This is a genomic window from Peribacillus sp. TH27 (assembly GCF_016650915.1).
In the GTDB taxonomy this organism is placed as follows: Bacteria; Bacillota; Bacilli; order Bacillales; family DSM-1321; genus Peribacillus; species Peribacillus butanolivorans.
The window spans coordinates 673915-698582 of sequence record NZ_JAEKEV010000002.1 but is presented as its reverse complement, the minus strand read 5'-3'; the positions used below and the strand labels follow the sequence as shown (position 1 = coordinate 698582).

The 24668-nt window shown below is 35.5% G+C and carries 19 protein-coding genes, 1 pseudogene and 1 riboswitch; of the genes and pseudogenes, 14 read left to right on the top strand and 6 right to left on the bottom strand.

Annotated elements, in window-relative coordinates; translation table 11 throughout:
- Positions 1–275: 275 nt before the first annotated feature.
- Positions 276–401: a Spo0E family sporulation regulatory protein-aspartic acid phosphatase gene (locus JFU24_RS31205; protein ID WP_446728298.1), complete on the bottom strand. Its 126-nt coding sequence runs from the start codon at positions 399–401 to the stop codon at positions 276–278.
- A 628-nt stretch (positions 402–1029) separates the two neighbouring features.
- A riboswitch (cobalamin riboswitch) is annotated at positions 1030–1218 on the top strand.
- A gap of 155 nt (positions 1219–1373) precedes the next feature.
- Between JFU24_RS31205 and nikA the strand changes: the two genes are divergently transcribed.
- From nikA to nikE, 5 genes are read left to right on the top strand one after another with little or no spacing between them, the layout of a single operon-like run.
- Positions 1374–3005, top strand: a complete 1632-nt coding sequence (gene nikA / locus JFU24_RS04785) for a nickel ABC transporter substrate-binding protein (RefSeq protein WP_201249614.1) — start codon at positions 1374–1376, stop codon at positions 3003–3005.
- A gap of 36 nt (positions 3006–3041) precedes the next feature.
- Positions 3042–3980 (top strand): nickel ABC transporter permease, encoded by a 939-nt coding sequence (gene nikB / locus JFU24_RS04780; protein ID WP_201180925.1) that lies wholly within the window; start codon positions 3042–3044, stop codon positions 3978–3980.
- A gap of 2 nt (positions 3981–3982) precedes the next feature.
- Positions 3983–4813 (top strand): nickel transporter permease, encoded by an 831-nt coding sequence (gene nikC / locus JFU24_RS04775; protein WP_201249613.1) that lies wholly within the window; start codon positions 3983–3985, stop codon positions 4811–4813.
- Between the two features lie 15 nt (positions 4814–4828).
- Complete coding sequence (locus JFU24_RS04770) at positions 4829–5800, top strand: ABC transporter ATP-binding protein (RefSeq protein ID WP_201249612.1); 972 nt, start codon at positions 4829–4831, stop codon at positions 5798–5800.
- Positions 5801–5819: 19 nt separating this feature from the next.
- Positions 5820–6614 carry a nickel import ATP-binding protein NikE gene (gene nikE, locus JFU24_RS04765; protein ID WP_201249611.1) on the top strand — a complete coding sequence of 265 codons (795 nt, stop codon included), beginning with the start codon at positions 5820–5822 and terminating at the stop codon, positions 6612–6614.
- Between the two features lie 648 nt (positions 6615–7262).
- Here the strand turns inward: nikE and JFU24_RS04760 are convergent.
- The gene (locus JFU24_RS04760) at positions 7263–8630 is read right to left on the bottom strand and encodes a beta-propeller fold lactonase family protein (RefSeq protein ID WP_201249610.1); all 1368 of its coding nucleotides are present in this window, start codon (positions 8628–8630) and stop codon (positions 7263–7265) included.
- Between the two features lie 823 nt (positions 8631–9453).
- On the opposite strand from JFU24_RS04760, the gene JFU24_RS04755 reads away from it, so the two are divergent.
- The 3 genes from JFU24_RS04755 (at position 9454) to tatC (ending at position 12453) form a co-directional block, all read left to right on the top strand.
- The gene (locus JFU24_RS04755; RefSeq protein WP_201249609.1) at positions 9454–11202 is read left to right on the top strand and encodes an alkaline phosphatase D family protein; all 1749 of its coding nucleotides are present in this window, start codon (positions 9454–9456) and stop codon (positions 11200–11202) included.
- A gap of 84 nt (positions 11203–11286) precedes the next feature.
- On the top strand, positions 11287–11499 hold the full coding sequence (locus JFU24_RS04750; protein WP_201249608.1) for a twin-arginine translocase TatA/TatE family subunit: 213 nt from the start codon (positions 11287–11289) through the stop codon (positions 11497–11499).
- Positions 11500–11718: 219 nt separating this feature from the next.
- Complete coding sequence (gene tatC / locus JFU24_RS04745) at positions 11719–12453, top strand: twin-arginine translocase subunit TatC (protein WP_201249607.1); 735 nt, start codon at positions 11719–11721, stop codon at positions 12451–12453.
- A 268-nt stretch (positions 12454–12721) separates the two neighbouring features.
- Here tatC and JFU24_RS04740 read toward each other — a convergent pair whose 3' ends face one another.
- Both JFU24_RS04740 and JFU24_RS04735 read right to left on the bottom strand, forming a co-directional pair.
- Positions 12722–13876, bottom strand: a complete 1155-nt coding sequence (locus JFU24_RS04740; RefSeq protein WP_201249606.1) for a tyrosine-type recombinase/integrase — start codon at positions 13874–13876, stop codon at positions 12722–12724.
- Between the two features lie 16 nt (positions 13877–13892).
- Positions 13893–14843, bottom strand: a complete 951-nt coding sequence (locus JFU24_RS04735; protein ID WP_201249605.1) for a helix-turn-helix domain-containing protein — start codon at positions 14841–14843, stop codon at positions 13893–13895.
- 161 nt (positions 14844–15004) lie between these two features.
- On the opposite strand from JFU24_RS04735, the gene JFU24_RS04730 reads away from it, so the two are divergent.
- From JFU24_RS04730 to JFU24_RS04720, 3 genes are all read left to right on the top strand, one after another.
- The gene (locus JFU24_RS04730; protein WP_201249604.1) at positions 15005–15307 is read left to right on the top strand and encodes a helix-turn-helix domain-containing protein; all 303 of its coding nucleotides are present in this window, start codon (positions 15005–15007) and stop codon (positions 15305–15307) included.
- Between the two features lie 154 nt (positions 15308–15461).
- Positions 15462–17900 (top strand): DUF927 domain-containing protein, encoded by a 2439-nt coding sequence (locus JFU24_RS04725; protein WP_201249603.1) that lies wholly within the window; start codon positions 15462–15464, stop codon positions 17898–17900.
- Between the two features lie 594 nt (positions 17901–18494).
- Positions 18495–19913 carry a competence protein CoiA gene (locus JFU24_RS04720; RefSeq protein ID WP_201249602.1) on the top strand — a complete coding sequence of 473 codons (1419 nt, stop codon included), beginning with the start codon at positions 18495–18497 and terminating at the stop codon, positions 19911–19913.
- Positions 19914–19924: 11 nt separating this feature from the next.
- Here the strand turns inward: JFU24_RS04720 and JFU24_RS31200 are convergent, their stop codons facing one another.
- A complete protein-coding gene (locus JFU24_RS31200) occupies positions 19925–20035 on the bottom strand; it encodes a helix-turn-helix domain-containing protein (RefSeq protein ID WP_446728297.1) in 111 nt (36 codons plus the stop codon).
- An 83-nt stretch (positions 20036–20118) separates the two neighbouring features.
- On the opposite strand from JFU24_RS31200, the gene JFU24_RS04710 reads away from it, so the two are divergent.
- Complete coding sequence (locus JFU24_RS04710) at positions 20119–20316, top strand: IDEAL domain-containing protein (protein ID WP_201249600.1); 198 nt, start codon at positions 20119–20121, stop codon at positions 20314–20316.
- Between the two features lie 281 nt (positions 20317–20597).
- Here the strand turns inward: JFU24_RS04710 and JFU24_RS04705 are convergent, their stop codons facing one another.
- Positions 20598–21350 carry a hypothetical protein gene (locus JFU24_RS04705; RefSeq protein ID WP_201249599.1) on the bottom strand — a complete coding sequence of 251 codons (753 nt, stop codon included), beginning with the start codon at positions 21348–21350 and terminating at the stop codon, positions 20598–20600.
- A gap of 909 nt (positions 21351–22259) precedes the next feature.
- On the opposite strand from JFU24_RS04705, the pseudogene JFU24_RS04700 reads away from it, so the two are divergent.
- Positions 22260–22818 (top strand): annotated as a pseudogene (locus JFU24_RS04700) (recombinase family protein).
- 757 nt (positions 22819–23575) lie between these two features.
- A complete protein-coding gene (locus JFU24_RS04695; protein ID WP_242485276.1) occupies positions 23576–24667 on the top strand; it encodes a zinc-binding dehydrogenase in 1092 nt (363 codons plus the stop codon).
- The last annotated feature ends 1 nt before the right edge of the window (position 24668 follow it).

Below are 24668 nucleotides of genomic sequence, written 5' to 3'. Positions count from 1 at the left end.
CTTTCTTCCAGCTGCACTACCACTACCTTAATGAATGATATTTGCATATGTTTTTTATGTACGGATGATAGATGATAAAACGTATAAATCCGTTCTCTTCAGTAGGAGTTAATATGTTTTAAAAAACAGAAAGGAAATCAATTCTTTTCATGAACTTTTTAAGTAGGGATCCAACTGTTTTCCCGCTATTGAACCATGAAGCCCTATGGTAGAAAGGAGAAAATATGATCAATCAGGCTTCAAGCCTACTCTTAGTGGAGAAGCACCCTTACATCTTATTGAAGGCCTATTGGAGTTAGCGACTCCTGTTCATGCACAAGTATATTCAAGAGTTCATCAAGTTCTTGGCTCAAATGTAATGTTTTTGGTGAGGTGAATCCATGTTTCAAGGCTGTATTTATTAATTATTTCCTCATTGTATCTATTTTATTATGTAGCAGTTCCATACTTTCCAACGAAAATCCCCTCAAAACCTTTCCTTTATTGTAGTATATTTATTATTACATAAATTAGGATGATTTTAAATATTATAGTAAGTATTTACTTATTAAAAGTAAACAAATTCTGGCGGGAGCAATACAAATCTTCCTCACTATCATTCGATATATGTAATTACAGATAACTATTCATATAAAATTATTACTTCCATACATAACGAGCCGTTAAAAAACATCAGGACTTTAATTTGATATAGCATAAATTTGCAATAAAGAATATAATTTGTATTAGGTAAACTTTTTTTGATTTTATTTTCATATAGTGAATATCTCCATTTTGAGAGAGTTGTATTCGTAAAACTGTATAATTTAGGAGAATTTAATATTTGTTGAATTTTAAAGAGAACCTCTTTATTCTCCTTTTTACTAACTGTATTTCGTTTATTGCTAGATGGATAGGATTAGTAGCTGGGTTTATCAAAAATTACTTAGAGATGAAACTAATAAAGTGTTAAGAAGTAACAAATGGTTTCGACAAAATAATTTTAGGATAGACAAGCTCTATTATTTACTATGAAGATGAGGGAAAATTTCATATAGTATTGGAATGGGTATATTCGTTTAAAAGCGAATATTTAAAAGGGAAGCCGGTGCAAAATCCGGCACGGTCCCGCCGCTGTAATGGTGAGTCCTATGCAAGAAAGTCACTGGATAATATCCGGGAAGACGCATGGAGATGATGAACCTAAGTCAGAAAACCTGCCCGTTCTAAAAATGCTGTTAAACCTACGGGAGATAGGGAGGTGTTAGAGTGCTAGAAGACGAATTTGTTCTTAAATTATAAGCATTTCTGACCGTTAAATCTGGTTGGAAATGCTTTTTTATATTTCGTGATTTTTCAAATAGATAAAATTCCATAATTGAAGGTGAGAAAACATGTTTTTACTACGGTCTAGTTTATTCCATTCTTTTGTTGGACTACTAGTAATTTTCACAATTTTTGTTACTGGTTGCAGCAACACAACAATAGATCAAGAAAATACATCAAATAAAGATAAACAAAAAGTTGTTACTTTTTCATGGCCTGGGGATATAGGTGACTTAAATCCACACACATATTTTCCGAATGAGTTTTTTTCCCAGGCTATGGTATATGAATCCCTAGTTTATTACGGTGAAGGCGGAGAAATTCAGCCTTGGCTTGCAGAGAGCTGGGATATATCGAAAGATGGAAAAGAATATATATTCCATCTGAGGAAAGATGTTAAATTTTCCGATGGTTCCCTCTTTAATGCTGCAATCGTTAAGAAAAACTTTGATACCATTTTAGATAATCGCAAACAACATGAATGGGTGGAATTAATTAACCAAATCAAAGGTACTGAAATAATAGATGAATATACATTTAAACTTATTTTGAACAACGCGTATTATCCAACTCTTCAAGAACTAACTTACATCAGACCGTTGAGATTTGTAGGAGAAGCTGCTTTTCCTGACAGTCAAAACACATTTAAGGACGGACTCAAGTCTCCGATTGGCACAGGACCGTGGGTATTAAGCGAATATAAGAAAAATGAGTTTGCAGTTTTTAAAAGGAATGAACAGTATTGGGGTACTAAACCTAAAGTAGATAAGGTGGTTGTTAAAGTCATTACTGACGGTGAGTCAAGAGTATTAGCTTTTGAGAAAAAAGAACTCGACTTTATTTTTGGAAACGGAGTCATAAGCCAAGATTCATTCCAATTTTTGAAGAATTCAGGGCAATATGAAACCAAATTGTCAGAACCTACAGCTACAAGAACGCTTCTTCTTAATTCAAACAGAGAAGCGACTAAAGACCTTAAAGTTCGGTTAGCTCTCCAACATGCTTTTAATAAACAGGCTGTTATTGATAAGATCTTTTATGGTATGGAAAAAAAGGCTGATACTTTGTTTCCACCTACTTTGCCATACACGAAAATTAATATAAAGCCATATGAATATGATGCAGAAAAAGCAAAACAGTTATTGGATGAAGCCGGATGGAAACAAGTGAAGGGGAAACCATTTAGAGAAAAAGACGGAAAAGAATTGCAATTGGAATTACTGTTTAATAGTACAGACAACATCCAAAAGTCAATCGCAGAATTTACCCAAGGTGATTTTAGAAAGCTAGGAATAGATGTTAAGTTGACTAGTCAAGAAACTAATACTTTTTGGACAAATGCATTTCAAGGTGAATTTGATTTATTATTTACATCTACTTGGGCTGTACCATTTGATCCACATTCCTATTTAGCTTCTATGACGACAAATACGGAAAATGGTGGTCCAGATTATAACGCTCAATTAGGGTTGCCAGTAAAAAAAGAAATAGACCAGAAAATTAAGAAAGTATTATTAACTACAGACGAAGAAGAGAGAAAAATACTGTATTCAGAAATATTAACGACATTGCACGAACAAGCAATTTATTTACCGATATCTTATCAGTCTAATATAGCAGTGTATCAAAAAAACATTAGTGGAGTAGATTTTTTACCTCAAGAAGCTGAGGTCCCTTTAACTTCAATTGACGTTAATTGAAGTGGGGATACTTAAAAACAACTTAAGGAGTGCTACATGAGTTGGTTTATTTTTAAACGTCTCACAAGTTTAATTCCAATTTTATTAGGAATTTCGCTCATCACTTTTATCTTGCTTCACTTAATTCCTGGAGATCCGGCAGTAGCTTACTTAAGGGCGTCACATATACCTCCTACGGATGAGACAGTGGCAGCCCTTCGAGTTGAGCTTGGATTAAACAAGCCTTTATATGTCCAGTATTTTGAGTGGCTGGGAAAAGTGTTGCAATTGGATTTAGGGATGTCTTATGTGTCCAATAACTCTGTATGGGAAGAAATTGTGGTACATTTCTTCCCAACAGTTCAATTAACAATTGCTTCGCTTATCTTTATTGTTTTTATTAGTTTACCCTTAGGAATGATTTCTGCTATTTACAAGGGGAAATTTGTTGATCAGTTTAGCAGAATACTAGCCTTTGTAAGTGTCTCTATGCCAACCTTTTGGCTTGGCTTTCTCTTGATCTATTTTTTATCAGTAAAGTTAGATTTATTTCCTGTATTGGGAAGGGGGACTTTGGCTCATCTAGTGCTTCCTTCCTTGACATTGGCTTTTGCGTATATAGGTACGTATATGCGATTGCTTCGGGCTAGCATGCTGGGAAATTTGAATGAGCCATTTGTTGTTTATGCTAGAGCGAGAGGGTTGCGTCAAAGACTAATCGTTATCAGGCATGTCTTAAAAAAGTCCTTACTACCTGTGGTAACTGGACTTGGCATGAGCTTCGGTAACATGCTAAGCGGAGCGGTTATTGTTGAAACAATTTTTGCTTGGCCCGGCATGGGACAGTTATTTGTCACATCTATATTAAATCAAGATTATCCGATGATTCAGGGGTGTGTATTATTTATGGGCGTGATCTTTGTGGTCTGTAATCTTCTTGTGGATCTTACATATTCTTTCCTGGATCCTCGTATACGCTGGGAGGGAGAGAAATAAGAGTGGTGCAAAACGTGAAACGAAAGCTGATGACACATAAGCTCATGATGATCAGCATCATGATTATTTCCTTCCTGACAGTATTGGCTCTTTTTGCTCCTTTTTTGGCTCCTAATGATCCGAACTTGATTGATATCGTTCAGAAGCTGCAAGGGCCCTCCTCTCAGTTTCCATTGGGGACTGATCATTTAGGGAGATGTATTTTGTCCCGATTAATCTATGGAACACGAACCTCGTTGGGAACAGCTTTCCTTGTCATGGGATTAATGATGATTATTAGTATCCCACTTGGTATTTATGCAGGCTTTATAGGGGGGAAGGTTGATTATCTCTTCATGAGAATGTGTGACATACTCATGGCATTCCCAAGCTTTCTTCTGTCCCTTGCTTTAGTCGGAATTTTAGGACCGAGTCTTGGCAATCTGATTTTGGCGATGGTGCTTGTCCAATGGGTTTTTTATGCACGCGTCATTCGAGGTATGGTACTTAGTGTAAAGGAGCAAAACTTTGTCTTAGCAGCCAAAATATGCGGGACACCAAGGAGTAGCATTATCATCAAACATATCTTACCTGCCATCATCTCTCAAGTTGTTGTATTAATCTTTATGGACATCGGAGGAGTTATTTTGGCAATTTCTGGTCTCTCTTTTCTAGGTCTTGGCATACAGCCTCCAGATGCAGAGTGGGGAATGATGATCAATGATAGTAAGCCATTTTTTAGAGAAACCCCTTCATTGATGCTGTACCCTGGGATGATGATCTTCATCGTTGTGATTGCTTTTAACTTGTTTGGCGAAGCTTTGAGGGATGCTCTAGACCTAAAAAAGGAATAGAAGGGAGGATGGAAGATGGGACAAGACCCCATTCTAACTGTAGACAAATTGAATGTTATTGTAACAACACCGTATGGAGTGACTCAAACTGTCCATGATGTCAGTTTTAAGCTGGAGGCTGGTAAAGTGTTGGGCCTTGTCGGAGAAAGTGGATCAGGGAAAACGATGACATGCATGTCTTTGTTAAATCTTTTACCTGAAAAGGCAAAGGTGGTACAAGGGAGTATCAAGTTTAAAAATATTGATCTTTTAAATGTTTCCACAGAAGACTTAAGGAAAGTACGGGGTAGTGAGATCGCTATGATTATGCAAAACCCTATGATCGCCTTTAATCCTGTGAGGACGATAGGGCGGCATTTTATTGAAACACTTAGAACTCATTTGCCCATAACGAAGCAGCAAGCGCGGAAAATGGCTGTGGAGAATTTAGAAAAAACGGACCTGCCTAATCCAGAGAATGTCTTGAAGCAATATCCGTTTCAGCTAAGCGGCGGGATGCTGCAACGGGTTATGATTGCGATTACCATGTCTTTAAGTCCATCTATCATCATTGCTGATGAGCCGACGACTGCACTTGATTCGACAAACCAACTCCAGGTTTTGAAACAGTTGGATAAGTTAAGGAAAGAATACAATACATGCATTTTATTAGTATCACATGATCTAGGGGTGATTGCTCAGTTAGCTGACGAAGTAGCTGTAATGTATGGCGGCTATATCGTTGAGAAAGCACCAGTGTTGAAGTTGTTAAATCGCCCAATGCACCCGTATACCAAAGTCTTGTTAGAATCCAGACTTGGATTAACAAGAAGAAAGATAAAGATTGAAAAACGTGCCAGCGTTTCGCGCCCCAATTTAATAAATAGTGAAAAAACATGCCCTTTTTTAGAACGATGTGAGGACGCAGATTATACATGTTCTAGTTATAATCTTGAATTTAAAGAGTATGAAAAAGACCATATAGTACGATGTGTAAAATCAAGATAATGAGTTAGGTGGATGAAGAGTGAGCTTGCTTGAGTTGAAAGGAATAAAGAAAACATACTTGTTGGGGAACCCTGTTTTTGGGAAGCGTAAATCAGTTGAAGCCATTAAGAGCATCTCTCTAACTATGGAAGAAGGAGTATGTTTAGGCATCGTTGGAGAAAGTGGATCTGGAAAGAGTACCCTGGGCAAAATTATTCTGGGACTGGAAAAGCCGGATCAGGGAGAGGTATGGTTCCAGGGGAAGAGTCTTTATTGTTTAAAAGCAAAAGAATTAAAGGAGTTACGGCGAAATCTGCAAGTTGTCTTTCAAGATTGTTATAGCGCTGTTAACCCAAGACTAACGGTAGGGGAGATCATTGCTGAGCCGTTAAGAAATTACGAAAGGCTTACGTCTGTTCAAGAGAAAAAGAAAGTACAGGAGCTTTTGGAGATCGTTGGGTTATGCCCGGAAGATATTCGTAAATACCCATATCAGTTCAGTGGAGGACAGCTACAAAGAATCAATATCGCAAGAGCGATTGCCTTAAAGCCAAAGTTAATTATTCTTGATGAGGCTGTAAGTGCTTTAGATGTTCTTGTTCAAGTACAAATATTAAATCTTTTGGCACAATTAAAAGAAGAGTTTCAACTTTCATATCTCTTTATTTCCCATGATTTACAGGCAGTCAATTACATCGCAGACCGTCTAGCGGTAATGTACAATGGTGAGGTTGTTGAATGGTTAGATGATTTGGAAAAAATTGAACGATTAAAACATCCTGTTTCTAAAAAGTTATTGTCTTCTGTGCTACCTCCATATCCGGGAATATTGTGATGCGTTAATTATAGGTTTGTGATGTGGGAAATTAGGTTAGTATCGGAATATTTGAAAAATCAAGTGTTTAAGCTCCGGCGTAAAGCCATTCCATCTCTTATACTGGTATATCTATATAGGATTCCGTTCTCCGTTGTTTTTATCAGTAATATAAGTGCCGATTTATTCTTTAATGGGGTCTAAAGTGAAAAACGCGATAGCGTATAATATCTGTGTTTTGTCGGCAGAATCTATCACCATCAAGTTAAAATTTTATGAAGATTATAAACCAGTACCTTATTCGAATAAAACAAAAGCCACCTATCATTAGAAGGTGGCTTGAATTTTTTGGGATTTTCTTCAATAATAGGAAATCACTATTAACAATCTTTATTCAAAAACAACAGCTTATTCGGTTTGGTATAACGGTACTTCATTAAAAACGTTCAGCAATAAACTGTTCAGCTTTTTTTCAGTCTTTATATAAGGGGTCTCGGCAGTTTTTGCGGAAAACATGCGCTAAGCAAATTCTAGAATAAAAAAGTGAAATTTATTATACTTTAGGATCAATTTTGTGTAACAAAAACTATTTTTCTTTTATTTTTCATCTGCTCAAATATGAACGGTTTTATGAGAGATTTCTAACTTTTTATACAAAACTAAACGTAATTATTCCTCAAAAACCTTTTTGCCTAAAACAAACCAGACATTATTGACGCCTTGTCCATTTATATCACCGGCCTGCTTATCTTTCACAAAGTAATAAAGTGGATGCCCTTTATAAGTTGTTTGCTTTTGTCCGTCATCTCTTATGATAGGTTTAAATTCTTTTTTGTTGAATCCTTTAGCGGAGAAAATGTTATCTGCATGGAAAGGTGGCCAAATTTCACTACATTGACCTTTGCAATTACTAACGCCAGAATCATCTTTTGTGAAATAATAAAGGGTCATTCCTTCTTGGTCTGCTAAATATGTCCCTACTTTGTCTGATCTTAGCCTTTTAAGCTTGTACTTTTTTGACTCATCCTGAATTATATCCGTGATGGAGAAGGTCTTAACATTCACACGTGCAATAGAGAGATCCCGATTTAATACATAAGCCCGGTCCCCGTCGTGGCTAAAGACAATTGCTTGTCTTGGTTCATTGAAACCGTCAATTGTTTTAACTACGCGGTGATCAGCGACATTGATTACGTCAATCGTATTGTCAGCTTTATTACTTGCAAAAAGGAGCTTGTTATCAGGCGAAAGAGAAGCACCATATGGCTCACGACCCACTTTGATTTCACTCTTTATATTGCCGTCAAGTGTATCAACTGCGGAAATGCTGTTGCGTCCGCTGTTCGCGGCATACAATGTACCTCCATCAGCAGTGATCGAAATTCCGCGAATCATAGAGAAACCTGATATTTCACGAATGATTCTCTGTGTTGGGGCATCAACGATGGATACTTTATCTCCTTGAAAGTTCGTGACAAAGATGTATTTTCCATCTGGAGAGACTTTTATGCCTTGTCTTGGTTGGGCGAAACCGGTAATGACGGCCATCGGTTTTCGTTTTTCCAAATCCACGACAGTGACAGAATTGTGTGCTTGATTGTTCACATACAATATCTTTCCATCAGGGCTGACAGCAGTCCCGAATGCACCTGGACCAACGACGACTTCATCTTTCAAGGTGAAGTTTTTTGTGCTGTAAAAACGAAGCGTACCGAGCGTGCTGTCTGAGACGACAAACTCGGAGCCGCCATCAATAAACACGATGTTTCTCGGTGAACCAAAGCCGTCGATCTTTTTGCGCAGCTTACCTTTTGTAAGATCATAGACTAGGACGGATTGTTCACGGCTATCTGAGACAACTGCTATTTGCTCATCCGGACTTACGGCAAGGGAATTGTTGGTGATGTGGGTGTCAAAGCCTGTCTCTGACACTGGAATTTTACTTTTAGTAGAAGAAGCACCAATTACATTTGGTAGAATAACCACAGAAAGTAAGGCTATAATCCATACACTTATAAACTTCATTTTTTTCAACATTTCTTCACCCCGTGAAATTATTTTCTTGTTAAATGTTAAAATACGATTCTTTAAGCCTTAAGCCAGATTGATAAGCAGGAGAATTAAATATATGTCAATTTGCAGCAGATTCTTAACCACCTTCCTTCGAAATTTTTTAATCGAGCTGTAATTTTGCTCCCTTTACTATAAATAAACGTATAGAGGAGGATATTGGTTTGATTATTATTAAAAAATTTATGATTCATGTTTAGAGTGAATTGTATAGGATCCAGTTTAATTGCGATTTTGATATGTTGATAGACTCTTTCAGGAAACGTTTTCTTCTACACTTATCTGGAAGGGGAAAATAAAGTCACGTACATTTGACCTAAAAATGATATGTGAGCCTGCAATTCTGGACATGGACTTAAGTTAATGTCATTAAGCGAAATAAAGAAAAGCAGAAAGCTCAGATTTTGTCGTTTGGGGTGCGAAAATGATTTGCAGATCGAGGGGAATGAAACTTCAAAGACGACAGTATCCTTCGGTTTTTGAGATACGATTATCACATAATATGAAGTATTAATAGATGCAACCTAATCGAACTGAAACCTATTTGTAACGATTAAATAAAGGATTTATAAAGAAAATTAGGAAAAAAGACTGTCAACTTATCTAGAATATTATGGGAATTGATTAATGAATGGTTAAGTCATATTGTTTTTTTGTTTATGGGGTTCCAAAGTCCCGTATCTAAATACCTGATTGGGAAATTAGTGATTTACATTCCTTAATATGTCTTTTAAAAAGTCCCCCTATACTAAAACCAGATTCAAAGAATTATATAGGAGGGGAAAGATCAATGAAGAATGAAAAAGCTATGGATGAATTGATTAAGAATTGGAGCGAAGAAAGCTTAGGCAAAAATATGGACCGCCGGAATTTTATCCAGGGAGCGAGTAAGCTTGCCGGACTTTCATTGGGTCTTGCCCTTGCGCAATCAATGGGAGGGATTGAGGTAAATGCTGCCCCAAAATTCAGCGATTATCCATTTACTCTTGGTGTATCATCTGGTGATCCACTCTCAGATAGTGTTGTTTTATGGACAAGGTTGGCTCCAGATCCGTTGAATGGCGGGGGAATGCCTCATGAAGCTGTTTCAGTTAAATGGGAAATTGCAAAGGATGAGCATTTTAGAAAAATTATAAAGAATGGCAAGGAAATAGCCAGGCCAGAACTGGGTCACTCTGTCCATGTGGAAGTAAGCGGGTTAAAACCTGACAAGGTTTATTTTTACCGTTTTAAAAGTGGAGGGGAAGTAAGCCAGACAGGGAAAACGAAAACACTTCCGTTATTAGGTTCCAGTGTTTCTAGTCTGACATTCGCTTTTGTTTCATGCCAACAATTTGAACATGGCTATTATACAGCATATAAACATTTGGCAAAAGAAGATCTTGATCTTGTCTTTCACCTTGGCGATTACATATATGAGTACGGTCCAAATGAATATGTTTCATCTACGGGTAATGTCCGTGTACATAACAGTCCGGAGATTATTACACTTGAGGACTATCGAAACAGATACGCTCAATACCGTTCTGATATACATTTAAAAGCAGCGCATGCTGCATTCCCATGGGTCGTGACATGGGATGACCATGAAGTTGAAAACAACTATGCAAATGTAATTCCGGAAAAGGGACAATCAGTGGAGGCATTTATCAAACGCAGGGCAGCTGCTTATCAGGCTTACTACGAGCATATGCCACTTCGTAAATCGTCATTGCCAAAGGGGGCTGATATGCGTTTATACCGGAATTTCTCATATGGTGACCTGGCTTCTTTCTTTGTACTTGATTCACGGCAATACCGTGATGATCAGGCAAACGGCGATGGTAGCTCACCGCAAACGCCAGAGTCTCTTGATCCGAAGCGTTCATTACTCGGACCAGAGCAGGAGCAGTGGCTAACTGGGAATCTTTCGAATTCAAAAACAAAGTGGAATGTGCTTCCTCAGCAGATATTCTTTGCACAGCGGAATTATGGAACACATACTGCTCCAAAATATAGTATGGATTCTTGGGATGGTTATCCGGCTGCACGCGACCGTTTGATAGATGTAGTAAAAAGCAAAAACATTGAAAATCTGGTCGTATTGACCGGTGATGTACATGCTAGCTGGGCTTCCAATTTAAAAACTGATTTCAATGATCCAAACTCAAAGACTTTCGGTGTGGAATTTGTCGGTACATCCATCACATCTGGTGGAAACGGGGCAGACAAACGAGCAGATACTGACAAAATATTAAGCCAAAATCCACATATTAAATTCTTCAATGATTACCGTGGGTACGTCCGATGCAAGGTAACACCAGAGCAATGGAGGGCGGATTACCGTGTGGTTCCATTCGTAACAGAGCCTGGGGCAGATATTTCAACAAGAGCATCCTTTGTTTTTGATAAAGATCAAGCTGGACTCAGAAAAGTATCATCAGCCATAGTTGCTGAAGGGGTTCAAAAAACTAATGAAGTCGAAGAAGATCGTACGCGCGCCCATAATCGTGCACATGAAAAACAAAGGATGAACAAGAGGGGGAAAGTCACTAATTAATAGTTATCCAGAGTGATACTTGAAGGTTAATAATAGTTAACATATATAAAATGGAAAAGTATCTAAAAAGGAGTGGGTCTGAGAATGCTTTCAAATATCGGAATTCCTGGGTTGGTCATCGTGCTCGTTATTGCTCTAATCATTTTTGGACCCTCCAAGCTGCCGGAAATCGGTCGGGCTTTTGGACGCACTTTATCAGAATTCAAAGGTGCGACTAAAGGATTAGTATCTGATTCAGATAAAGAGGAAGAAAAAGAGAATAAGTCTGAAGTGACAGTTGTTAAAAAAGAGGGATAAATAGGAATGATGAGATAGCGGGCGGGGAGACTCGTCTGCTTCTTTGTATGCCAATATTGTAATAGTTGTTGCCAACAAGTTCAAAAGAAATTCAGACTAGACGGAGCTTAAATAGTATTTCCGCGTTTTTTTCTTCAAGCTATATTATTGAAATACTTGCCACCACTCGGGGGGCTATTGGTTTGTACGCAAAGTGACCAAAAAAGGAGGAGCACAAATATGGAAAGCAAGGATTCGCACGTTATTGAGCATATGGAGGAACTCCGAAGCAGAATTATAAAAACTCTGATAGGTTTTGTTGCTTTCTTCATATTGAGTTTCATATTCGTACAGGATATATATGAACTGCTTATTAAGGATTTAGAAGGAAAACTTGCAGTTCTCGGTCCAAGTGAGATCCTGTGGGTCTATATGATTATCGCTGCTGTATGTGCAATAGCTGCAACTATTCCGCTAGCTGCATTTCAGGTATGGCGCTTTGTAGCACCTGCATTGAAACCCGAGGAGAGGAAGGTTACATTTCGTTTTATCCCTGGGTTATTCATCTTATTTATCATAGGAATCTCTTTTGGATATTTTGTGTTATTTCCTATTGTTTTAGGGTTTCTGACTTCACTTTCCGCTGGGCAGTTCGAGATGATGTTTACTGCGGAAAAATATTTTCGGTTTATGATTAACTTGATTTTACCATTTGGTATTTTATTTGAAATGCCGCTTGTGGTCATGTTCCTAACAAGATTAGGAATATTAAATCCTACAAGGCTGAAAAAGTCACGTAAGATTTCTTATTTTGCCCTGGTTATCGTATCAATCCTGATTACGCCCCCGGATTTAATTTCGGACATTTTGGTTATTGTCCCTTTGCTTGTTCTTTATGAAGCTAGTGTACAGCTGTCTAATATTGTTTATCGAAAAAGGCTTTTAAGAGAGCAATCAGCGTTTCCTGTTACATGACAGGGAAATTCAGCACGTCCATTATTGAATGGATCATCTTATTCCCATAGTCTCTTAAACCAGCAGGGGAATTCCTAGCTTCTTAGGAAACAGAAGCTTTTGTTGCTGACAAACCAGAACCTGTTGGTGCAGGTGGCTTGGGCCTGCCTATTATGGAGGAATGGGCAGCATGATGTAATAGGGTTTTAAATCCCTTGATATAAAGGAGTTTAACGAGTGTTTAGAAATAAATGCTCACCTATTTGCTCACCTAACATGTAAATATCTTTTAAAGTTGAAGGTCTTCCATCAGTTTACTGAACTGATGGGAGGCCTTTTCTTCCATGTTGTCAGTCATATGAGCATAGATATTCATCGTTGTTTGAATATCTGTATGTCCTAATCGTTGTTGAATTTCTTTCAACCCCACCCCTGCTTCGATCAGTAAGGATGTATGCGTATGTCTGAATGAATGCAACGTAATTTCCTTGTTAATATGCGGTAACTTCTTAAGAAGACGTTGTAATCGTATTGCTGGCAGTTTTTGCACCAATGGATATCCCTCTGGTGAAGTGAAGACAAAGTTTTCATCCAAATAATGATGCCTATTTTGAATTTTCATTTTATTTTGCTGTAGTAGATGCTTTTTTAGCAACTTCATGATCTGATCGTCCATTTTAATCGTACGGATAGATCCTTTTGTTTTTGGTGTAAGCAATGTGTAATTCACCTTGTTGTTCGTGGGATTATATAAAGTCTTGGAAATTCTTATAGATCCACTCCTAAAATTGATATCAGGCCACTTGAGAGCTAACGATTCACCTATCCGAATGCCTGAATAGGCTAATAGCGAAAACAGCGTATAATCATTACTAAGTCCTTCAGTACGAGCAAGGGATAAGAATCCTATAAGCTCGTTTTTTTCTAGGAATTTCTTTCTGAGATTCTCCTTCTCAACTTCTTCAATAGTAGCTTGTTGTTTAGGAAGGCTATAGTTTTCTGTCGGATTCTGTTGTAACCATTCAGACTCAACGGCAAATTTGAAGATCATTCTGCCTGTTGTATGAATCCCATCCATATAGTTCTGTGAATACATTTTGCTCAGCTCATTTAAATATTCTCTATAAACAGACTTACTAATACTTTTTATTGGTGTGTTTGTCCACTGTTTAAGTAATACGTTTGATTCTTTCGTTCTAGCACGTACACTACTTACTTTAGCTTGTGTTGAATAACTTTCAAGCCACTTTTCTGCTAACGTATGAAAGTTCATATTAGAGTCTTGTACAAATTCTCCTCTAGAAATTTTGAATTCCATTTCTTTAGCTGCTGTTTTTGAAGGAAATCCTGATTTTGTAATCTGTTTTCGTTTTTTTGTAATAGTGTCTATGCCTAGGTTGACGGTGTAACTCCACTTATCCCCCCGTTTACGGAAGTAAGCCATTATGTGCCTCCTTTAATTAGTCATCTTCCAATAACAATTTCAGCATCGTCTTTACTTTTTCTATTTCAGATTTTGATAACACTTTATCTTTATATAAAACATCGTGTACTTCTTGGTTGAGTATATTATCAAGGTTAAATAAATTTCTTTTTAATTCTTCCTCTGTATAGGTAATATAATAGCCGATTCCATTCTCATCTGTTTTTTGATAGACAGATGGTACACTGATTTCTATTATTTCGAGATCACTTTTTGTGTGAGCACCGACGATTGTTGATACAGGCAAAATTTTTATCAATGTTGAAGCTACTAATTCTAGCCAGTCTTCAAAATTTCCAACACCTAATATTTCTCCGAGCTTTTCTCCATATTCTTTTAGAAGTGCTGAATTACTTTTGAGGTTTTCTTCAAGTGACTTATATGTCTTACTATCTGTATTTAAATGTTTAGCCATTTCGGTGATGTCTTTATTCTTATGCAATCTCAATATTTTTAAAAAGTCACCTGCTGTGCCATGTAACGCAAGGAGAAATATAAATTTGTCATGAACCATGTACTCAAGTTTAGATTGAAATCTCTTTATATCGGATCTAAGGGGCACCTGATTTTCATGTTTATTAATATAAGGTTCGTTATCATCAGGACATGGAATATTTTCTTTCTTTTCAACAATAAATTGTTTTTTATATTCAATGGGTAAAGTAATCAAAAGCTCTGAAATGTCATCTGACTCTTTTCGATCTGGTGTCATGAAACCGGCAATTCTCATTAATGCGAAGTAGTCTACACCTAAGCCGGTTGCTATTTTTTTGATTAATTCTGGTTGTGGTGTATCTCTGTTTCCATTTTCGATTTGAGAGATATAAGAATGAGAAACTCCAGATTTCTCACTTAAAAACCTTATAGACAAGCCTCTCGATTTTCTAATACGCTTTATTTCCTCTCCAAAGGCACTAACCTTTTTCATTTTCACACCTACTTTCACGTCTGTTTTCATTATAATAACACAATTGTGAACGATTTTGTTAAAGTGGTTGCAAAAATTATGGTAATGATTTACACTGTGGTTGTAAACAATTGCAACCATATGAGTTTCTGTTGTAATCAAAAGATAGAGGGGGAGAATATATGATTAGTTTTGAGATTGATCAAGAGCTGTTGAAGGAGCTTTACATTCAAAAGGTAGAGGAACACCTAAGGGAGATTGAACAAGAGGTATTTTTTATGGATTCAAAACAATTGGCAACTTATTTAAACATGTCCTGGAATACCATCGTATCGAATCTTTTATATGATGAAGATTTTCCGAAAGTTAGGTTAGGTTCAAAATGGTTGTTTAATAGAAAAGAAGTTCAAGAGTTTATGAAGAAATATTATGTTGAAGTCCGTAACAATGGCGGTGATATTTTAAAGTATAAACGGAAGGGATAATTAGGGGATGGATGTGTTTTTGATGGAGAAAAGATCACAAAAAAACCCCTATTAACTCATAGGCGTGAGTTAATAGGCGTAAAAAAACATTACACTCTTATTTTATATTCGAATTTAGGAATAAGCAAATGCAAAAATAAAAGGGGGGAGTGCTATGGATAATGGGAAATCAGTCACTCAATGTGTAGAAAAAGTTCTCCCAGGGGCGAAAATTATTAAATGTTTAGGCTATTTAAACGGCAATACAAACTATAGTGCAGCCAAAAGACCATTTGAATCGTATAAAAATAAAGAAAGTTTATCTGAAGAGGATATCCAAAATCATCTATCAAAGGGTGGATGGATTGGAGCATTAATCCCAAAAGGCTTTATTGTAATCGATGTAGATATTCTAGAGCATGCTTCTTATCTTGTAGAGTTGCTCAGAGGAGAAAAAGTCCATCATCATCTAATCAAAACACCAAGAGGCTTTCAATTTATTTTTAAGGCAACTTTTAATGAGAACGTGCAAGTGAAAATGATTAGTCACTTCTTTTCGTCCATAGGGATTGTAGTAGACACTCGGGTTGGCACAACTAATAGTTTAATAGTGTTTCCGACTTATAACACAGAAGGTAGGTTCATATCCCAAATAACGGATAACCCCAATGAACTGCCTTGGTTCTTAAGACCAGTTTGGAATGCTGAAAAGACAAAAGGTTATGAGTTTTCAATCCCTATGCAAAGTGGATCACGTAATCAATCGCTCTATGATTTTGGAAGAAGGTTGAAATCAACGGGAGTACCGATGGAGCAAGTTGAGAAAAGCATGCTATTAATCTACCAGTATTTCTGTATTGATAAAGACGCTAGCTACACTATAAATGATGTAAAGGCCTCTATTGCTAGTATTGGAAAACTAGAGTCTACTACAAGAAAAAAGCAGTTGGTACAATCAGAATCAAGCAACAACGACTTTGATAAAGTATCGGGATTTGTTATACCTGAGCCATATCGTATTAAGCATGATTCACTTTATAGAATAGAAGTGAAAAAGGTCTACGGAGAATTTCAAGACATTGAAGTCTTTGTAAGCAGGAATGTTCCATTCATAACTAAATACTTGGAACATATTGAAAAAAGCGAGATATATTATGAAATTAGTTGGCGTAACAAAGGAAAGGACTATAAGGAAACTGTTCCTGCGGGTATGTTAGCTTCAAGGCGTGAATTATTGGCACTTGCAGATAAAGGGTTAAGTTGCAATGATTCAAACTCTAAACACCTAATTGAATACTTTGATTTGTTCATAGGACTAAACGAAATACCGACAGTCAAAATGGTAAATCGGCTAGGGGATGTAAAGGGAAACTTCATACATCCAATTTCAACGAAAGATATACATATAGTTCCGAGCGATGGGGGGGAACAACAACTACTAGAATCATTTCTAGTAAAAGGGACTGTTGAAAGTTGGATTGAAAATGTTTTTAACTTAGTGAAGGATCACCCAAAGGCAGTTTTCCCTTTACTTGCATCTTTTGCTTCGGTTATTTTGCATGAGTTTGATATGAAGCCCATAGTTGTAGATGTATCAGGAGAATCCAGCAGTGGTAAAAGTGGTTTACTTCTACTCTGTGCATCGGTATGGGGGAGTCCTAAAGAGTATATTGGATCTTTTAACTTAACCAAAGTGGCTGTTGAAAGAAGATCTGCATTCCTGAATTCTTATCCTCAGATACTTGATGATTCAAATGGAGTAAACGACATCAAAATGATTCAAACTATGATCTATCAGTTTGTGAATAACATAGGGAAGCTAAGAGGAAGTATTACAGGCAGCCAACACACCGCATCATGGAGATCCTTTATGATAACATCTGGTGAAAATGAAATCTTGGCCTATGCAGAAGCTCAAGGTGTAGCAGCAAGAGTAATTCCCATTACTAAGTTCTCGTTTGAAGGTGAAGACAAAAGCTTTTCAGGAAAACTTTACACCTCATTTACTGACAATTATGGTGCAATTGGAATTGAGTTCTTAAATCGTTGGAAAGATAAACGAACTATTTATTTACAGGAATTTGAAGAGTACAGAAAAATGTATATGGAAAAGTCAGTTGAGAATGATGTTGCTAGGAGAATTTCTCTTCATTACTCTTTTATAGTGTTTATTGGAAAGGTGCTAAATGACCTGTTTAATCGTGAAGGATTAGATGTGGATCTAAACGCTCTGGAGGCACTTTTCTACAATATATCAAATGAGAACAAGGCAGTTGATAGACCTTTATTAGAGTTGGAACAGTTACTTGAAGAGATTGATTCAAATCGTAACAGATTATATGTAGAATATGAACCTACTCAAACTATTAGTGCTCTATATCACAATGGGGAATTGTATTTAACCCCTGCTTACATTAAAGAGAGATTAGGGGTAAATGCAAAACAAATTCGATCTGCCTGGTTGAAGAGAAATGTCACAGTCACTTTTAAAAACAAGGATTTGGATGTTGATTACACAACTATTAATAAAAGAGGAAGGGCACATAAAGGAATTCTAATCAATAAAGATATTATTAAAAAATTGGGATTTGACTTCAGCACAAAAGAGTTTTGAAATAAAAGAAGGGTTACATGAGGATACACAATTTGTATTCTTTTGTAACCCTTAAAACGTTGATAGGCTAACCTTTTTAAAGATATAAATACAAGAATACAAAAAATACAAGTGTTGTTATATTTTTATATAGATTTTGTTCTTATTAGTGCTTGCTAAAATATAGTATATTACCGTTTCTTTTTTTCTTGTATTTTTGTAATTTATCTAAAATATAGCAAAAATAGCGTTGATATATCAATGTTTTAAATGAATACAAAGTAGTGGATTACAGTCTGCTTTTTTGTAACTGCAAGTAATTTAATCCTATAATAAGGAGTTTTTTCAAACACGACGACTAATCGGAATATAGTATTTCAGATAATGATTCGTTATATAAAAACGACTTCAAGAATAAAATTATTGTGAACTCTCTTTACTTTTTTCTTAATGGGGAGTTGCGCGAGTAGGTATGTGAGTAGCAAATTGTTAGGTGGGTTGCTACTAGATAGTCATTCTTGTTACACCTGATTTTAAATTTTAAATTTTCAACTTATTTTTTATTTTATAGTTTAAAATTAAATAACAAATATTTCTAAAAGAAAGGTGATTAATTTGTTAAGATGCATTACATCTAATGAGGATACTTTAATAGCATCAAATTGTGACGTTGATACTACTAAAATACTCTCTACTAAAAAGGAGCTGCTTTGCCCGAATTGTAAAAGCACTGTTATTTATAAGCCTGGAAAGGTAAAAAGACCTCATTTCGCACATCATAATTCAGAATGTGTTACAGATTATCATGAGCCAGAAACTGACTCTCATGTAAAAGGAAAAGAGATTCTATATAAATTACTTAAGAGTCGATTTCCAAGAGCTGAAATAGAATATGAAGTATATATTCCAGAAACCCAACAAATTGCAGATGTATTTATAAAGCACACTCATGGGGATTTTAAAGGATTAAGGTGGGCTATTGAATTTCAGCATAGTCAACTTAGTCTTACTGATTGGGAAAGTAGGCATAACCTTTATAACACTGCTGGAATACAAGCATTTTGGATTTTAGATAAAGCTAAGTATCTTAAATTTTCTAGAGCCAAGGATCATACCGGCGCAAGAAAAAGAAACGAATTAGAGAAAAAGCTTTATGGTGAGGTTGGGCTTTGTTACTTCTTGGATGTAGAAAAAGAGGAGCTAACAATCGATTTTAATTTTGAAACAGTAACAGAAAATAATGTCTTTAATCGAAAAAGGGTAACAACAAATTATACTTATCATCGTCCTGAAGAACATGCTGCTCCTATAAACAAGATTAGATTTAGAATGAACGATGAATTTAAATATAGTGTGATGCTGTTTGATGAGATTGAGGACAAAATGAATGATAGGCTTGTATGGATTATTAAGAAACTAAAGCGTGAACACGAAGTGCTATTAGAAGAGGAATTACAATTACGAATTCCTGAAAAAAAAGGTTTTGCCAACACTATTTATCAAGATGGTGAAGCGCATATTGCTCGCAGATTTATTGAAGATAATGAGAGAGACATAGCTGAAGATATTAGGGATTTATCAGATAAAGATTTCTTTGAAAAATATAAAGGTCTTATTGATAAGCTAATATTAAATATTCAAACGTTTAACGCATTGGAAAAAAGCCAGCAATTAAAACATAAAATAATTGTTGATCTTAATCATTCATGGGATATGTATAAAATATCCTTCCTAGTTGCTCAAGCAACTCATTCTTTAGAAGGGTATTTAACAATGAAAACCCAAGATAAAATTTCGTTAGTTGAATATGCATATAACACATATAAAGACGTTTTTGAAAAACTTGCTTCTCGTCATACCGAATTGACTAACATTGCCTTAAAGAAAATAAAGTGGTTTTTAGTACCATATGACAAGAACCCTAATGCCATTGACTATGCACTTGTTTATCGCCACTGTAAAACAACGAAAGAAATTGACGAATATTTATATCAAATTGATGAAAAGATTATAAATTATAATCCTTTTTATTAAGAAGAGCGTGTTTAAAACATGCTCTTACTTCTTTTCTTAATGTTATAGATTGTCATTCTAGTTACACCAGTTCTTTCACTTATATTTTTCACTGATTCATTTTCATTAAACAAACGGAATATTTCATTGGAACTACTTGATTAAATATTTGAATATTCTGAAAACTGTTGGTATAATAGAAAAAAGGTCAAGGAGTTGGTTTCCTATGGAAAAGAATTTGGCTAATACATCACCACAACCTGAAATAAACGTCATGGATTCTGAATTTGCTGAAATGGTGTTAAACAAAGCCCTTCTTAATTTCCGAAAAGAGCAAATCCGAAAAGAGATTGACCAGTCATTACAGGATCAAAACAAAGAAGAATTCCTACGATTAACAGACGAATTGAAAAACATTTCTTAAAAGGTTGTTTATAAAATGAACTTAACTTATTTGTAACTTTAAGAAGTACGCCAAAACGCTGTCACTTTAGGAGTTATTTTGCACTATAAGTAAATAGAAAAAAGCCCAATTTCTCAACATTTTATTGGGAAATTGGGCTTTTCGTTACTACGGAAAAACGCTCGATTATGGAATATTGGTCATAACGAAAAAATGGATAAAAATTGAACCTAAGAGATAGCTTGATGAAGTTTGAATAGGTGTTATCCTGGCAAAAATATGATAGGCTATCCAGGATGGACTTAATTAATATTCTCTTGGAATTCTAACGCTTCTTCGGCAGGTAATTTCTTTATTATTTCTTTTTCAATAAATTTTTTATAATCCCCAACTTGAAAAATAATATCTTTATTTCTTAAAAACTTCTTTGATTTCCTACTTAATCGCTTTAAATTAATATTTTTTATTATTAAGTCCTTATGTTTAAACACTAAATCAGCAGTATTTATGTTTGTCCCTGTGAATAAAAAGAACCACATAACACATAAACCTTGTAACAAAGTAATATCTTTTCTTGTCTGCTTATTTAATATTTTTATTCTTTTGCAATATTTCTTGTATTCTTTTAAAACCACTAAGCAAAGAGCTATTTCATCTGATTTAACTGCTCGTAGATAAGGCGAATTGCTGTCTATTTGTGTAAAGTGTAATGAGAGATGTAACTTTACCTCAGCCAATTGATTAATTACATTAGGAGGAGCATACTTAATGTTGTTTTCCATAAAACCTAATATATCATCATATAAATCTTTTGATGTGTTCCCATCTTTAATAAACCTGTAGGGTAAACCCTTTACAGTTAAAAATCGTAGAGTTCTAAAGTATGCTGGAGATATTAAGTTTTGAAAACACTCCAAATAAAACTTACTTCGTTCTCTTCTAATTGTAAGTGCGTGAGCCATTATTGCTCCAACTATTGCAATGATTATTGGTAAAGCCAATTTCCAATCAATACTTATCGATTTCAAATAAATGCTTAACGATTTCAAATCCACTTTCTGATTTCTCCCCATCTCATTCCTTTTTCTCAAAACTCAAATGTTCTTTAAGACAAAACTTAGTTACTAAAAGCTCCATGGCAATTACCCATTTTATGGATGCACTATCACCTAAAAAGAATACAGCTAATTTTATTATATGGGTTAATAGGGTTATATCAAAGAGTAATATACATATTTTTGCATCCAACTTGTATGCAAGAGTTTCTATCCCACCGCATTTTATATTCTTATAGAGATACAATTGATTTGGTACTGGAGTTGTTATATACAATGCATCAGTGAAGGAAGAAGTTCAGTGAGCGTTCGTGATATATGAGAATAAAAGATAATAATTTCAAGAATACAATTTCTAAAAATACTGAAGGATAGTGTCATCTGATACAATATTTTATTTATTAATGTAATGTTATTTCCCTTTAGAAGAGAAAACGTGTTTGTTTCAATCACAAGTATGATAGGGATACCAGTTGAAAATACAAATTAGGGGATGTTACATTGAATGGGCAGAATGTCCCCACCAATCATTTAATAAATAGGTTTGTAACAAGTCTGCCTGCTTACTTTAAGTACATTTTTTTACAAAGCCATCAATAATGAAGTTCTTGTTGCGCTGTATCAGTCTAATACGCAAAATAGAGTTGCTAGTTCAACTAAATGGTCCGATTGCGGAACAAAATTAAAAAAGCGCTCTTTATCAAAAAAGCAACCTGTCAACATTTTTCAAACCCAATATTTGTTCCAAAACTCGTCCTTTTCTGAACACACCAATGTTCGATTTGAAAAGGACGTTTTTTATTGCCTTTATCGTAATAAAACTCTGTTCATTATTCTATGTTCAACAACCTATCTCTTTTTATCTTATGTACAATATATATAAAGGAAAAATAAGAAAGAGTGATTTGAGTGTTAATTGGATATTCAGAGTGTGTCGACGGGATTACAAAATTTAGATTTACAGATGGACGCTCTTACGCAATATGGCTGTTCCAAAATTTTTCACGATAAAATGAGTGGGGCAAAAAGACAGCGTCCTGGATTAGAGGAAGCACTTCAGTATGCACGTGAAGGCGATACGATTGTTGTTTGGCGATTGGATCGATTAGGATGCAATATGCAAGATTTAATTCAAATTGTGAATAGCTTAAATGAACGTGGTGTGGGCTTTCACAGTCTACAAGAAAATTTAACAATGGACAAAAGTAATGCCACAGGCCAATTGATGTTTCATTTGTTTGCGGCATTTGCGGAATTTGAACGTAATTTAATTGAGGAACGTTCGGCTGCCGGACGAGCTGCAGCTAGAGCACGTGGTCGACTTGGAGGACGTCCTGAAAAATTTGGACCGAAAGATATTGAAATGATGAAATCACTAATTGAAAATGGTACACCGATTAAAGACGTCGCAGAAAAATGGGGTGTATCTCGAACAACGATTTATCGGTATTTAGAAAAGCAGGAATAATGAAGAAACCCAGCTAATCTTCTCTTATGAAGGTAGCTGGGTTTTAAAGTTGCATGTGCAAAATAGCACTTAAAATAAGTGCAAATTATCGCCTAAAGTGACATTCTTTCAATCTACTTATCTAATTCATTTATTATACAACTTAAATTTTACACACAAAATCCACTTAAAATAGCATTTTTAATAATCTACTATGAGTGTACTCAAAATTTACAAGGTCCGGACTGAAATCTGGATCATCAGTGTTAAGAAAATATACATCAGTTATCTCAATCATTAACAGTCCTTCTTTGTTTAGTTTCAATCTTTCAATTCCTTTAACATTTTCACTAATTCACAAGATTTTCACATGGATAAATCTTGAAATGCAAGAAAAGGACTCTTTCTTTACTTAGGAAAACGACTTATGGAATATCATTTTTGCACACAACTGAAAAACTGTTGTTTTTGATAGATTTTTATCTGGTTGCTGTGTTAAATAGCTCGAAACTTTGTAATATCTGCATTAATAATTTGAATGTTCCGTTTCTTTTCGTACAACAATCTACAATTCGTTGACAGAAAAAAGTAAAATTATTATATTTAAACCACCGGAAAATTGTATACAAAAATTTAATAAAAACAAATTTTGTATACAATATTAGGGGATAAATCTAATAAAAATGGAGGATTGTGTAAATAGATGGAGATTAGTTGAATTAAAAAAATCTTTGTAACCATTAAAAAAAGAAATCTATTAAGGGTGGAGGAACGTGTATTGAACGGAAGAGTAGCGGCAATGACGGGCTTAGAAGAAATGACCATTAAGGAATATGAATTGCCGAAAGCAGAAAAAGGGCAAGTCATACTAGAGATTATCAAAGCTAATATTTGTGGATCAGATATTCATATGTGGGAGGGCAAGCATGTCCTGAAAAATCATGTACTAGGACATGAAATGGTTGGAAAAATAGTCGAAATTGGTGAAGGTATAACAACTGACTATGCTGGTCAAAGCATAGCGGTAGGAGATAGAGTTGTTCCAGTCTATTATCTGACATGTCAAAAGTGTCAAGCTTGTTTAAGTGGTCACTTTAATTTATGCGAGAATGGAAGCGATTTTATGGGGCAAATTTCAGAAAAGCATCCACACTTTACCGGTGGTTTTGGAACTCATTACTTTATTCATGCTAACCAGTATTTTTATAAAGTTCCAGATAACATCCCTGATAATGTAGCAGCAGGTTCCAATTGTGGGATTGCTCAAATTATGTATGCGATGGATAACTCCAATTTAAAAGTAAACGATTATTTTGTCATTCAAGGTGCTGGTGGGCTTGGGCTTTTTGCATCAGCAATCGCAAAAACAATGGGCGCAAATGTCATTGTCATTGACGGTGTAGATACACGACTAACCGAAGCTAAAAAATTCGGTGCCGATTTTGTCATAAACATGAAGGAATATGACACAGTTGATAAAAGAATCGCTCGTATTAACGAAATTACGAATGGACACGGAGCAGACGTTGTTCTGGAAGTTACGGGCATACCTAAAGCTTTTGATGAAGGACTTCGGATTGTAAGGATGGGCGGTACCTATCTGGAATTAGGGAATGTTCTAGTAGATGAGTCGCTTAATACGACCATCGTTCCCGGATTAATTACGAGAAAGTGTATCACCATTAAAGGAATTCTTCGTTACCAACCATGGTATCTTCATAAAACACTACTGTTTTTAGAAAAATATCATGATAAATATCCATTTAGTTCTCTTACAGATCGAACGTATTCCCTTGATGAGGTACAGCTTGCTCTTGAAAAAGCGGCATCAAAAGAAGTACAAAGGGCTATCATCGAGCCGAATAAATAGG